We start from the raw sequence: 13292 nt of genomic DNA, 5'->3' as shown, positions 1-13292 counted from the left end.
GCAATTACGTATTTCCTTCCAGAAAGTTTTGAAAACATTTTCTTATTTCAGGGAATTACGGCCATTTATCGGCTTAATTCCAGACAACCACAGAATAATAATTACCAAAATGAAATAAAATTTCATGAATGAAAGGGTTTTCACCTCAATGAAAACCCTTTCAGGTGGTTTATTTTGTTTGATTTGTTAACAAAGTACCGCGCCAGTTTCGAGGTCTGCCCGGGCGCGATAAAAAAAGAGACCCCGCCGGGGCGGAGTCTCTTTTTGCGAGAAATGACGAGTTGATCACACTCGGGAGCATGACTACGACTGGCGCAGCAGCTGATCCTTAAGATTGGGCGGCACACCCTTGATGGTCAGGGTGTCGGTCTGAGGGTCGTAAAAGATCCGGCTGTTCAACAGCTTCTGCTCAAAGCTCAGAGTCAGACCGCCGCCGGAGCCAACAAACTTGGTCAAACCACGCAGGGTAGAGCGATCCGCCGGGAAGCGCTCTTCCAGCTCATACTCCTGACCGATAAAGCTGTAAAAATCGAGGTCACCGTCGCCGGGCAATTCTGCAGACAGCTCCTTGATTTCGATCTCTTCACCGGCGCTCGCCTGTTCGGTGCAATATTTGAAGACCTGCTTTTTATAGTCATTGCGCTCGGTCGGTTCGAGCTGACGACTGTCGCAATAATCTTCAACCGCCTGCAGCAAGCCTTTATTTTGTACCTTGGCATCCATGCCCTCGCGGGCACCCAGCAGATCCATAAAGAAGTCGCCCAGTTTGCGACCAATGCGCCCCTTGCTGAAGGTGATATAACGGCGCGAATCAGGTTGGGTTTTCCATTCGGTCAAATCAATGCGGGCCACCAGATTGAGTTTGCCGATATCCAGATACTGGATATGGCGCAATTCCAGCGCTTCGCTGACGGTGACGCTCTCCTTGCCCTCCAGCAGGGCAATCAGCAGATAATCGACCCCGACGTAGTTATATTTGGCAAACAGCAGCACCCCTTGCTCATCGAGGGCGTGCTCCACCAGCTGCTTGACCAGCATCTGGGTCACGGTGACCGAGAAGGGAACGAATTCGGTCTGCTCGTTGAGCAGCTGTTCGAGGGCGATACGAAATGCGGGTGAAGGCTGCTTGGGAGCCTCTTCACCGTCGGCCAGCTCGGCGACGGCAGCCTCGGGGTCGGCAAAGAAGCCAAAGCCCTTGCCGCCCTTGCCGTTGTAGATCCGATGCAGTTCCGCCATCAGTCCCTGTACCGCCTCATCAGGGGGCAGGGTCTGGCTGCGGGTATCGGCGTGGGGTTGACCATCGCCGCCCTGGCGCAAGGAGTGAAGAATGATCTTGTCGATATCGAGACTCATGTCACAAAGCCATAGTGTTAGCCGAAAGGGTGAAGTATTATAAGGCGCTTTGAACCGAGATGAACTGAAGATTATGCCTATCGTATCAAAGTACAATAACGAGCAATTTGACGCCCTGATGAACGACCTGATCACCGCGCTGGAAAAGCATAAAGCGCCGGTGGATCTCAGCCTTATGGTGCTTGGCAATCTGACCACCAATATCATCAACGGTATGGCACCGGCCCAGCGCCAGGCCATCACTGAAAAGTTTGTCCAGGCCCTGACCGCATCGGTCGATAATCGCCACGACGCACACTGAGTCCCCGACTCTGTTGATTTGACGTTTCTCAACGCAGATGGATCACTATGGTCGAAACCGGTAACCCCTATCGTGATAATGTCTCTCGCCTGATCACCTGGGGGCATTGGTTCTCCTTCTTCAACATTATTCTGGCCATGCTCATCGCCACCCGTTATCTGGGTGCCATCAGCTGGCCATCGACCACGCTTGGCGTGATCTATCTCGTTGTAAGCTGGATTGGCCACTTCTCGTTTCTGAGTTTTGTCACCTACCTGTTGACGATCTTCCCGCTCAGCTTCGTGCTGCCCAAGGAGAAGTCGTTGCGGTTCATCTCCGCCATCATCGCCACCCTGGCGCTGGTGTTGCTGCTGATCGACACCCAGGTATTCCGGCTGTTCAAGTTCCACCTCAACAGTCAGGTATGGCAGTTGCTGCTGGATCAGGCGCAGACCGAAGAGGGCTCAATCTGGAGCATCATCTTCGTTGCCGTGCCCACCATCTTCCTGCTGCAACTGCTGCTGTCGGCCTATGTCTGGCGCAAGATCAACAAGCGCAAGCGCCGCCAGTACGGCAATCAGGTGGGGCTGGCCCTGCTGATCTGCTTTATTCTGACCCACGTGGTCAACAGCTGGGCGGATGCGACCCTCTATCAGCCGATCACCATGCAGAGAGCCAACTTCCCCCTCTCCTACCCCATGACGGCCCGCTCCTTCCTGGCCAAACATGGCTGGCTGGATCTGGATCAGTACGAGAAGCAGGCGGCCTCCCAGGGTGATAACAGCGACAGCCGGATGCACTACCCACTGCGCCCGCTCAACGTCAACGCCCCCCTGACTCACAACAATCTGCTGATTGTGGTGGTCGACTCATTGCGTTTTGACATGCTCAACAACATCAACATGCCCAATCTGCAGCGCTATGCGGATCAGCATCTGACGTTCCGCAATCACCTGAGTGGCGGCAACGACGACCTGATGGGCATGTTCAGCCTCTTCTACGGGTTGCCCGGTCACTACTACAAGGACATCAGCAGCGACAAGCGTCCGCCGGTGCTGTTCGACGAGATGCTGCGCCAGGATTACCAGTTCGGGCTGTTCGGCGCGATGGAAGATGCCCAGAAGTATCGCAAGAGCATCCTCGCCGGTCTGCGCAAACAGGTGTTTGTCTCCGAACAGAGTGACGATGGCAAGCTGCTGACCGACTGGCAACAGTGGCTGGAGAAGCGCTCTCCCGAGCGCCCCTGGTTCTCGCTGGTCTATCTCTCCAGCCCCGGCGACTACCAGTTGCCCGCCACCATGAAGGGGCCGTTCCAACCGGAGCTCGCCAACTTCAATCCGGCGACCGCCTATCGGGCGGAGAACCTGCAAAAACTGGAGAACCGCTACAAGAACTCGGTCTTCTATACCGACCAGTTGCTTGAGCAGATGCTGACCAAATTGCAGTCGCAGGGGATGGACAGCAACACCATCGTCGTCATCACCTCCAACCACGGTCAGGAGTTCAACGACACCCGCAGCAACAGCTGGGGCGCAGGCAGCAACTACTCACCCTATCAGGTGCAGGTACCGCTGGTACTGGCCTGGCCGGGGCGCGGCAGTGACGTTCGGGAACAACCGAGCAGCCATTTCGATCTGGCGCCGACCCTGATGCAGGGGATGCTGGGCGTGCGCAATCCGGCGCGCGATTACAGCGTTGGCCGCTCGCTGTTTGATACCAGCCCGCGCAACTGGCTGCTGGCCGGGGATCAGAACGACTTCGCCATCTATGAAGGGGAGACCATCACCCACTTCAACAAGCAAGGTGACTTCGAACTGCTGGAGCGCAACAGCTATCGCCCGATCAAACACGGCACCCCGGATATGGGCGCCATGATCCAGGTGATGAACGAGCTGAACCGCTTCTATCGCAACCAGTGAAGCGCCCGTTGATGGCTTGATACCATAAAAAACGTCCCGAATTCGGGGCGTTTTTCGTTGTATAGCCGGGCCACGTTCACGACAGTTAGCCACCCCACCCTTGCGGGTACTTGTAGCCGACGAAACGCTTGGCTGCATAGGCCTTGAAAGCCGCCGAGTTGTAGGCTGCCGCCACATCTTTGGCAAACGGCTGCTCCGCATCTGCGCTTTTCACCACCACCCAGTTGATAAAATCGTAGCTGCGCTCCAGAAACAGTCCTTCACTGAACGGGATACCGCTGGAGGCTGCAAAATTACCGTTGATCACCGAGAAGTCCACATCCTCCCGCGAGCGGGGCAACTGCGCGGCTTCCAGCAGTACCAGCTTGAGATTGTGCGGATTGTTCACCACATCAAACTCGCTGGCCTTGAGCGGGTTTATCCCCTCCTTGAGAGTGAGCCAACCGAGATCCTGCAGCATCAACAGCGCCCGCGCCTGATTGGTGGGATCGTTGGGGATGGCCACCGTGCTCCCCTCTTTCACCTTGTCGAGTGCTGCCAGCTTGCCGGAATAGAGTCCCATCGGGCCGGTTGGCACCTGGGTAATGGGCGCCAGCGACAAGCCGCGATCTTTGGCAAAACTCTCCAGATAGGGTTTGTGCTGGAAGCAGTTCACATCCAGTGATCCGTCAGCCAGAGCAATATTGGGGGTCACATAGTCGGTGAACTCCACCAGCTTGACCTTATACCCCTTGGCCTCCAGCTGCGGCTGGATGGAGTCGGTCACCATGTCGGCAAAATCCCCCACCGTAGTACCAATCACGATCTCCTGTTTGGTCGGCAAGGACGCATCGGCGGCAACCGCGGAAAAAGAGAGGCTCCCGACCGCCATCGCGGCAATAAAGGTGCTGGCACCAGCAGTGGCGCGCAAGGAAGCAGTCAAAGGAGAAGATAAGTAGGAACGAAACGGCATAGGGACTCCCTGTCAGGTACGCATCAAGCTATGGGACTGCGGCGGGGTGGCTCTCAGAGATTAGGCCGCTCAAACCGCAGCAATCTAGCCATCCAAACGGCTATTTTGGTTACCATAACAGAGCCATCCACCGCCGCCAAGCAATAAACCACTGACCCACCCCCACCTCATCACTCTTGCAGGCTCACCCGAACGCATACCAGCACTCACATTGGCACACATCACTATGCCGTTTATTTCCAAGAGCGCACGAGCTCACCTCGGGATTGCCCCGAATCGAGATGGCTGCGGCGAAGGAGAGTCGCGAGATGAGTGAATTACAGATAAAAAGATCAGTAGCGAGCGGTGAGAACCATTCTCAATAGAACACATAACCAGTGTCATTGGAATACCTACCACAAACTGAATCGGATTTCTTTGAACCTCATTGCGTTTTTTGAAAATGGCTCTTTTTGAACCCCTTTCACCCGTGTATAGATTTCCGTCGCACTCAGGATGAGTGCGATCCAAGATGGAGTTAAAAAAATAATGAAGCAAACATCGTTAGCACTGGCGATCACAGCACTGCTGTCGACCCTGCCCAGTGCGCTCGTTCAGGCAAATGAAGGTTGTGCGCCGCTCACCGGCAAGGAGAGCGGCATGGATATCGGACGCAGCAGCACCGAGCGCTGCCTGCCAGGTGCCAATCCCCTGCAGGATCAGCAGTGGTATCTGCTCAACAGCGGCCAGGATGGATTCAGCGCCCGTGGCGGTATAGCGGGCAATGATCTCAACCTCTGGTGGGCTCATCGCACAGGGGTGCTGGGCCAGGGAGTCAATGTGGCCGTGGTGGATGATGGTCTGGCCATCGCCCACCCGGATCTGGCGGACAACGTGCGTCCGGGTTCGAAAAACGTGGTAACCGGCAGCGATGACCCGACACCGACCGATCCGGATTCGGCCCACGGCACCTCGGTCTCCGGCATCATAGCGGCGGTAGACAACGCCATCGGTACCAAGGGAATTGCCCCGCGAGCCCAGCTGCAGGGGTTCAACCTGCTGGATGACAACAGCCAGCAGTTGCAGAAAGATTGGCTCTACGCCCTTGGCGACAGCGATGCCAGCCGCGACAACCGGGTGTTCAACCAGAGCTACGGCATGAGTGTGGTGGATCCCCGCTCAGCCAACTCTCTGGATCAATCCCAGCTTGATCGCCTGTTTGAACAGCAGACCCTCAAGGCGCAGGGCGCGGCCTATATCAAGGCCGCCGGCAACGGCTTCAACAAGATAGCGGCGGGCGGCTATGTGCTTAACCGCACCGGCAATGGTCCCAAATTGCCGTTTGAAAACAGCAACCTCGATCCCTCCAATAGCAACTTCTGGAACCTGGTGGTGAGCGCGCTCAACGCCGATGGCGTCAGATCCTCCTACTCCAGCGTCGGCAGCAACATCTTCCTGAGCGCGACCGGCGGCGAGTACGGTACCGACTCTCCGGCGATGGTGACCACGGATCTGCCCGGCTGCGACATGGGTTACAACCGCACCGACGATCCCAGCACCAACCGGCTGCACGGCAACCCGCAACTGGATGCCAGCTGCGACTACAACGGCGTGATGAACGGCACCTCCTCCGCCACCCCCAGCACCTCCGGCGCCATGGCGCTGCTGATGTCCGCCTACCCAGATCTGTCGGTACGTGACCTGCGGGATCTGCTGGCGCGCAGCGCAACCCGGGTCGATGCCAAACATCAGCCCGTGATGGTCAGCTACACCAGCAGCACCGGCAAGGTGCGCGACGTGAAAGGACTGGAAGGTTGGGAGCGCAATGCCGCCGGCATGTGGTTCAGCCCGACTTACGGTTTTGGTCTGATTGACGTCAACAAGGCCCTTGAGCTGGCAGCTAATCACCAGCCCCTGCCCCCGCTGGTGCAACTGCCATGGCAGAAGATCAATGTCACTGGCAGTGCCGCCGCCATTGCGGATGTGGGCAACAGCCCGACCCATTCCACCACCCGCATCGCGACACCATTGACGGTGGAAGCGGTTCAGGTGATGGTGAGTCTGGATCATCAGCGTCTGCCCGATCTGCTGATCGAACTGGTCTCCCCCGCCGGCACCCGCAGCATCCTGCTGAGCCCCTTCAACAGCCTGGTCGGCCAATCTCTCGACCAGCAGCAACTGGGCTTTGTGCGAACCAAGGGATTGCGTGACATGCGGATGCTATCCAACAAGTTCTACGGCGAATCGGCGCAAGGCACATGGCGACTGGAAGTAACCGACGTTGCCAACGGTACCCGTCAGGTCTCTCTGCTCAATCGCGAGACCCGTGAGCGTACCACCCTGACCGAGCGCAACAATCGCCAACCGGGCAAGCTGATCTCATGGTCCCTGCGGGTCCTGGGTCACGATGCCAACCGCAGCTAACACGCTAGGAGTATTACCATGAACAAACCTGTTACCTTGCTTCTGGCAACCCTGCTGGCCCCCCTCTCGGGACAGCTCTGCGCCCAGGAGTCCGTCACCATGGATGGCAAGCAGTACAGCACCATAGAGGTGAACGGCCAGACCTACCTCATTCCCGACAATGGCAGCAAGAAGCGGGTCGCCCGTAGCCTTGACAGCAAGGTCCCGCAACAGACCCTGCGCCGCGGTGACGTGTTGATGCAAGGGGCCGCCAGCCCCGAGCTGACTGTAAGCGGCACCCTGCTGGTGGAAGCTGACGATGCCAGCGCCAAGGCGCTGGCGACTCGCCACGGCCTGAACTTCAAACAGAGCAGCGGTGGTATCGCCCTACTTGAGGCCAAACCGGGCACCGATCTCAATGCCATCGCCACCAAGCTCAAGAGCGAAGGGGTGAAGGTACAGATCGAGCTGTCGGGGGCCGAACAGCAGCCGAAATAGGTCGTGACACACAGATAACAAAGGGGGCCATCATGGCCCCCTTTCTGCTGCTCATTTTGACAGTGACTTACTTGGCGCCATGCTGCTCCGCCAAATAGAGCCAGGTATCGACCACGGTATCGGGGTTGAGAGACACCGAATCGATCCCCTGCTCCACCAGCCAGGCGGCAAAGTCCGGATGATCGGATGGCCCCTGACCGCAGATCCCCACGTACTTGCCCGCCTTGCGCGCAGCCTGAATCGCCATTGCCAGCAGTGCCTTGACCGCCTCGTTGCGCTCGTCGAACAGATGGGCAATCAGCCCCGAGTCCCGATCCAGCCCAAGGGTGAGCTGGGTCATGTCATTGGAGCCGATGGAGAAGCCGTCCACGTGCTCGAGGAACTTGTCCGCCAAGAGGGCATTGCTCGGGATCTCGCACATCATGATCACCTTGAGCCCCCGCTCGCCGCGGCGCAGACCGTTCTCGGCCAGGATGTCGATCACCTGCTCCACCTCGCCCACGGTGCGCACGAAGGGGATCATCACCTCGACGTTGGTCAACCCCATCACATCGCGCACCCGCTTGATCGCCTCGCACTCGAGGGCAAAGCAGGGGCGGAAGCTGTCGGCGATGTAGCGGGATGCGCCACGAAAACCGATCATCGGGTTCTCCTCGTGGGGCTCGTAGCCACGACCGCCCACCAGATTGGCGTACTCGTTGGACTTGAAGTCCGACATCCGCACGATCACCCGCTCCGGCCAGAACGCAGCGCCCAGAGTGGCGATCCCCTCGGTCAGCTTGGCCACGTAGAACTCCCGCGGGCTGTCGTAACCGGCGATCATCTTGCCGATGGTGGCCTTGAGCTCTGGGGTTTGCTGGTCAAACTCCAGCAAGGCCTTGGGGTGCACGCCGATCATCCGGTTGATGATAAATTCAAGGCGTGCCAGCCCCACCCCGGCGTTGGGCAACTGGGCAAAGTCGAAAGCGCGGTCCGGGTTGCCGACGTTCATCATGATCTTGATGGGCAGGCGTGGCATATTGCCCACCTCGGTCACCGCCACATCGAAGTCCAGCTCGCCGTCATAGATAAAACCGGTATCCCCTTCCGCGCAGGAGACGGTGATCCGCTGGCTCGGCTGAATATGATCGGTAGCGTTGCCACAGCCCACCACAGCCGGAATGCCCAGCTCACGGGCGATAATGGCGGCGTGACAGGTGCGGCCACCCCGGTTGGTGACGATGGCGGAGGCCCGCTTCATGATGGGCTCCCAGTCCGGGTCGGTCATGTCGGTCACCAGCACATCGCCGGGCTGCACTTCGTCCATCTGGCTGATGGAAGAGATGACCCGCGCCGGACCCGCGCCAATCTTGTGGCCGATGGCCCGCCCCTCGATCAACACCTTGCCCGACTGCTTGAGGGCAAAACGCTCGAGGGTGTTGGCCTCCTGACGGCTGCGCACGGTTTCCGGGCGGGCCTGCACTATGTAGAGCTGGCCATCCTGACCATCCTTGGCCCACTCGATATCCATCGGGCGGCCATAGTGCTGCTCGATGATGAGGGCCTGTTTCGCCAGCTCCATCACCTCGGCATCTGTGATGCAGAAGCGGCTGCGCTCGGCTTCATTGGTGTCGACGATCTGTACCTGACGGCCATGGCTGGCATCGCCGGAATAGGTCATCTTGATAAGCTTGGAGCCAAGCGTCTTGCGCACCACCGCCGGGCGTCCCCCCTTGAGGGTCGGTTTGTGCACGTAGAACTCGTCCGGGTTGACCGCCCCCTGTACCACCATCTCGCCAAGACCGTGGGCGCCGGTGATAAAGACCACGTCGTTGAAGCCGGACTCGGTATCCAGGGTGAACATGACACCGGAGGCGGCAAGATCCGAGCGCACCATCCGCTGCACCCCGGCCGACAGGGCGACGCCCTTGTGGTCATAACCCTGATGCACCCGATAGGAGATGGCGCGATCGTTGAACAGGGAAGCAAACACATGCTTGACCGCCGTCATGACGGCATCGATGCCGCGCACGTTGAGGAAGGTCTCCTGCTGGCCGGCAAAGGAGGCGTCCGGCATATCCTCGGCGGTGGCGGAGGAGCGCACCGCAAACGAGGCCTCGACACCGGCGCTCAACTTTTCATAGGCAACCCGGATCGCCTGCTCCAGCTCGGGCTGGAACGGGGCTTCGATCACCCAGTCGCGGATCTGCTGACCGGCCCGGTTGAGGGCGGCGATATCGTCCACGTCCAGATTGTAGAGCAGATGGTGGATCTTGCCGTTGAGGCCGCTTGACTCCAGAAACTCGTTAAACGCAAAGGCGGTGGTGGCAAAGCCCCCCGGCACGGATACGCCAGCGCCAGAGAGGTTGCTGATCATCTCGCCAAGGGATGCGTTCTTGCCGCCAACTCGTTCTACGTCCTGCATTCCGAGTTGTTCGTACCAGAGCACGTACTGTTGCACTTGGATGTCTCCAGGTTGGTGGGCACCGATGCCATAGCACCTCGTGCGCCCGATTTAATCGATGAGGTTATGGGTAAGTCAGGTGCGTTATTGTCTGTTTCTTTTGTTGCCAACGACTATGAAAACGTTTTCTACTTATTTTCAAAAAAATCCCCGAGCAAGCGTTGGGGATGGTCGAATGACCGGAACATTCTACAATGGCGACACAAAAAGATAACGATTCAGGTTTGCAAGCCACTTCACAACTTGGGCACAGCAGACCGGTTGACAAAACTGGTATGGTTTCGGGAGATACTTCTCACCCCTTACCCCATGCGACCCCACCCGCGGTATCACAGGAGCCCTACGTGCACACCGTATTTTATGTTTCAGACGGAACCGCCATCACCGCCGAAGTGTTCGGTCACGCGGTATTGAGCCAGTTTCCGCTGGCCTTCGAGCAGATCACTATCCCCTTTGTGGAGACACAGGAGAAGGCGCGTCAGGTACGGATGCGGATCGACGAGCAGTTCCGCCAGACCGGGGTACGCCCCATCCTGTTTCACACCATCGTCGACCCGCTGGTACGGGAAGAGGTACTGAAATCGGAGGCGTGCGGCCACGACTTTCTCAATACCTTCGTCAGCCCGCTGGAGCAGGAGCTGGGGGTGAAGGCCGAGCCCCGCCCCCATCGCACCCACGGTATGGAGAACCGCAAGCTCTATGACGATCGCATCGAGGCGGTTAACTTTGCGCTGGCCAACGACGATGGCATCACCACCAAAGAGTACGACGAGGCGGACATCATCCTGATCGGGGTCTCCCGCTGCGGCAAAACCCCCACCAGCCTCTATCTGGCGCTGCAGTTCGGCATTCGCGCCGCCAACTACCCCTTTATCGAGCAGGACATGGGGATGCTGGAGCTGCCCGCCCCCCTCAAGGCCAACCGTCACAAGCTGTTTGGCCTCACCATAGCGCCACAGCGGCTGCACGAGATCCGTAACCAGCGCCGTGCCAACAGCCGCTACTCCTCCATCGAACAGTGCGAGCAGGAGCTGGCCTGCGTGGAGCGGCTGTTTCGCCAGGAGGCGATCCGCTTCCTCGATACCAGCTCCCACTCGGTGGAGGAGATCAGCGCCAAGGTCCTCGAGGCAACCGGTCTGCGCCGCCAGCTCTGTTAAGCCAGCTTGACAGCTATCGGCATCAACAAAAGATAAAAATTACAGTGTCGCGGCGAAAGTCAGCTGTGGCGAACTGCAATTCACATAGATGACAGTGAAAAGCGTGGATAAAAAAGGGATAAGCACCACAAATGCTTATCCCTCTTCTTGTCGACCTTAGCGTTGTGCCCTTGTCACCTGCAGCCAGTTAGCCGCTATTCGATTCCGTTCTGCTGCGCTCGGCAAACAGCCAGCGTTAACTAACGATTGAGCTCCGGGTTGTTCATCAACCGGGCATAGAAGGCCAGCAAACCGTGGCGCAGGCGAACCCGCTCCGCCAGCCAGCCGCCAACGAGCGCCCCCGTTACCCCACCCGCCAGCAACAGCGACTGCCAGTAGTGCAGCAACTCCTGATCACCGAGTAACAGCCAACCCAGCAATATAATCGCGGCCACCAGCAACAACAGCGGACTGGCGGCAATCCCTAACCAGAGCGCCACCTGTACACCCCGGGCAACCCCCTGTTGCAGCACGCTTTCGCACTTTCTGTACTCCAACTCTCTGCACTCTTCCCTGTACTCTCGCTTGTTTGGCATCATTTGCATCCATTTGTGGCTTGGCACCACAAAAGCACACCAACAAGACAAAATGTCAATCAAACAGAATTCGATTGCACAAACATTAACCAAAAACTACCAAGAAGCCTCTTCAGATCATGAAAAAGCTGCCTTTGGTACAAAACACGGCCATTAGAAATGGAAAACAGGTGCATTCATGGCGGATTATCACTATTCTGCTTCGGTTGCCAGCCAACACTAAAAATTGCAAATGGCATGGTGTAACGAAATAAATACATCTTTCGTCAGGTTTTGGCTACGCACTGCGGCCTGCTCAGGATGAGCCCAACACCGACAAGAGACAACAGAGACGTAAGGACAGACCCATGGATTTGAAACAAGACGGTGAGGAGCTGAAGCGCGGCCTTAAAAACCGCCACATTCAGTTGATTGCTTTGGGCGGCGCCATCGGCACCGGCCTCTTTCTGGGCATTGCCCAAACCATCAAGATGGCAGGCCCCTCAGTCCTGCTGGGTTATGCCATTGGCGGCTTTATCGCCTTCCTGATCATGCGCCAGCTCGGTGAAATGGTGGTGGAAGAGCCGGTAGCCGGTTCATTCAGCCACTTTGCCTACAAATACTGGGGCGAGTTTGCCGGTTTTGCGTCCGGCTGGAACTACTGGGTGCTCTACGTGCTGGTGAGCATGGCCGAGCTGACCGCGGTGGGCATCTATGTCCAGTACTGGTGGCCCGAGATCCCGACCTGGATGTCGGCAGCCTTCTTCTTCGTGCTGATCAACGCCATCAACCTCTCCAACGTCAAAGCGTTTGGCGAAATGGAGTTCTGGTTCGCCATCATCAAGGTGGTCGCCATCATCGGCATGATTGGCTTTGGCGGCTATCTGCTCCTCTCCGGTGCCGGCGGACCCGAGGCAAGCGTCACCAACCTGTGGGCACAAGGGGGCTTCTTCCCCAACGGCATCAGCGGTCTGGTGATGGCGATGGCGGTGATCATGTTCTCCTTTGGCGGTCTGGAGCTGGTCGGTATTACCGCCGCCGAAGCGGACAATCCCGAGAAGAGCATTCCCAAGGCCACCAATCAGGTGATCTACCGTATCCTCATCTTCTACATCGGCGCTCTGGCTATCCTGATGTCCCTCTACCCCTGGGGTAAAGTGGTGGAAGGCGGTAGCCCGTTCGTAATGATTTTCCACGCTCTGGACAGCAATCTGGTCGCCACCGTGCTCAACATCGTGGTACTGACGGCGGCACTGTCGGTCTACAACAGCTGCGTCTACTGCAACAGCCGGATGCTGTTCGGTCTGGCCAAACAGGGCAACGGCCCGAAAGCCCTGCTCAAGACCAACAAGAGCGGCGTGCCGCTGGTTGCCCTCTCGGTCTCGGCCATCGCCACCCTGCTCTGCGTGCTGATCAACTACCTGATGCCGGGCAAGGCGTTTGGTCTGCTGATGGCACTGGTGGTCTCCGCACTGGTGATCAACTGGGCGATGATCAGCCTCGCGCACCTCAAGTTCCGCAAGGCCAAGGTCGCAGAGGGTGTCCAGCCCAAGTTCAAGGCGTTCTGGTATCCCTTCGGCAACTACCTCTGCCTCGCGTTCATGGCCGGTATTCTGGTGATCATGTATATGACCCCCGATTTCCGCATCTCGGTCGAACTGATCCCCGCCTGGCTGGTGGTACTGGGCATTGGCTTTGTCATCAAGCGCAAAGGACAAGCTCAAAGCAAGGTTGCAGCCAATCTGGGTTAATGC

10 protein-coding genes are annotated in these 13292 nt (G+C 57.9%); 6 read left to right on the top strand and 4 right to left on the bottom strand.

What is annotated here, in order from left to right:
• Positions 1-303: 303 nt before the first annotated feature.
• Entirely contained in the window at positions 304-1353 is a 1050-nt protein-coding gene (gene yejK, locus LRL22_RS06940) for a nucleoid-associated protein YejK (protein WP_198303916.1), read from the bottom strand.
• Between the two features lie 73 nt (positions 1354-1426).
• Between yejK and LRL22_RS06935 the strand changes: the two genes are divergently transcribed.
• A complete protein-coding gene (locus LRL22_RS06935; protein ID WP_005333874.1) occupies positions 1427-1654 on the top strand; it encodes a YejL family protein in 228 nt (75 codons plus the stop codon).
• Between the two features lie 47 nt (positions 1655-1701).
• A complete protein-coding gene (locus LRL22_RS06930; RefSeq protein WP_042053125.1) occupies positions 1702-3552 on the top strand; it encodes a DUF3413 domain-containing protein in 1851 nt (616 codons plus the stop codon).
• Positions 3553-3637: 85 nt separating this feature from the next.
• Here LRL22_RS06930 and LRL22_RS06925 read toward each other — a convergent pair whose 3' ends face one another.
• Positions 3638-4423, bottom strand: coding sequence for a MetQ/NlpA family ABC transporter substrate-binding protein (locus tag LRL22_RS06925; protein ID WP_270905066.1), 786 nt, complete (start codon positions 4421-4423; stop codon positions 3638-3640).
• Between the two features lie 609 nt (positions 4424-5032).
• Here LRL22_RS06925 and asp point away from each other — a divergent pair.
• Together asp and LRL22_RS06915 are read left to right on the top strand one after the other, a co-directional pair.
• A complete protein-coding gene (asp, locus tag LRL22_RS06920; RefSeq protein WP_270905034.1) occupies positions 5033-6907 on the top strand; it encodes a serine protease Asp in 1875 nt (624 codons plus the stop codon).
• Between the two features lie 18 nt (positions 6908-6925).
• Positions 6926-7384: a serine protease chaperone gene (locus LRL22_RS06915; RefSeq protein WP_270905033.1), complete on the top strand. Its 459-nt coding sequence runs from the start codon at positions 6926-6928 to the stop codon at positions 7382-7384.
• 67 nt (positions 7385-7451) lie between these two features.
• Here the strand turns inward: LRL22_RS06915 and ppsA are convergent, their stop codons facing one another.
• A complete protein-coding gene (ppsA, locus tag LRL22_RS06910; protein WP_270905032.1) occupies positions 7452-9824 on the bottom strand; it encodes a phosphoenolpyruvate synthase in 2373 nt (790 codons plus the stop codon).
• Between the two features lie 347 nt (positions 9825-10171).
• On the opposite strand from ppsA, the gene ppsR reads away from it, so the two are divergent.
• A complete protein-coding gene (ppsR, locus tag LRL22_RS06905; RefSeq protein WP_270905031.1) occupies positions 10172-10984 on the top strand; it encodes a posphoenolpyruvate synthetase regulatory kinase/phosphorylase PpsR in 813 nt (270 codons plus the stop codon).
• Positions 10985-11223: 239 nt separating this feature from the next.
• Here ppsR and LRL22_RS06900 read toward each other — a convergent pair whose 3' ends face one another.
• Complete coding sequence (locus LRL22_RS06900) at positions 11224-11520, bottom strand: hypothetical protein (protein WP_270905030.1); 297 nt, start codon at positions 11518-11520, stop codon at positions 11224-11226.
• A 386-nt stretch (positions 11521-11906) separates the two neighbouring features.
• On the opposite strand from LRL22_RS06900, the gene LRL22_RS06895 reads away from it, so the two are divergent.
• The gene (locus LRL22_RS06895; RefSeq protein WP_005352966.1) at positions 11907-13289 is read left to right on the top strand and encodes an amino acid permease; all 1383 of its coding nucleotides are present in this window, start codon (positions 11907-11909) and stop codon (positions 13287-13289) included.
• Positions 13290-13292 lie beyond the last annotated feature (3 nt).

The sequence above is a fragment of the Aeromonas sp. PI_26 genome (assembly GCF_027854445.1).
Classification (GTDB): Bacteria; Pseudomonadota; Gammaproteobacteria; order Enterobacterales; family Aeromonadaceae; genus Aeromonas; species Aeromonas veronii.
Note: the sequence above shows the minus strand (reverse complement) of the source record. Positions and strands in the feature narration are given on the sequence as shown.

Coding starts and splice junctions, on each gene's coding strand:
- LRL22_RS06935 (WP_005333874.1), top strand. CDS start 1,427: ATGCCTATCGTATCAAAGTACAATAACGAGCAATTTGACGCCCTGATG.
- asp (WP_270905034.1), top strand. CDS start 5,033: ATGAAGCAAACATCGTTAGCACTGGCGATCACAGCACTGCTGTCGACC.
- LRL22_RS06895 (WP_005352966.1), top strand. CDS start 11,907: ATGGATTTGAAACAAGACGGTGAGGAGCTGAAGCGCGGCCTTAAAAAC.
- LRL22_RS06930 (WP_042053125.1), top strand. CDS start 1,702: ATGGTCGAAACCGGTAACCCCTATCGTGATAATGTCTCTCGCCTGATC.
- LRL22_RS06915 (WP_270905033.1), top strand. CDS start 6,926: ATGAACAAACCTGTTACCTTGCTTCTGGCAACCCTGCTGGCCCCCCTC.
- yejK (WP_198303916.1), bottom strand. CDS start 1,353: ATGAGTCTCGATATCGACAAGATCATTCTTCACTCCTTGCGCCAGGGC.
- LRL22_RS06925 (WP_270905066.1), bottom strand. CDS start 4,423: ATGGCGGTCGGGAGCCTCTCTTTTTCCGCGGTTGCCGCCGATGCGTCC.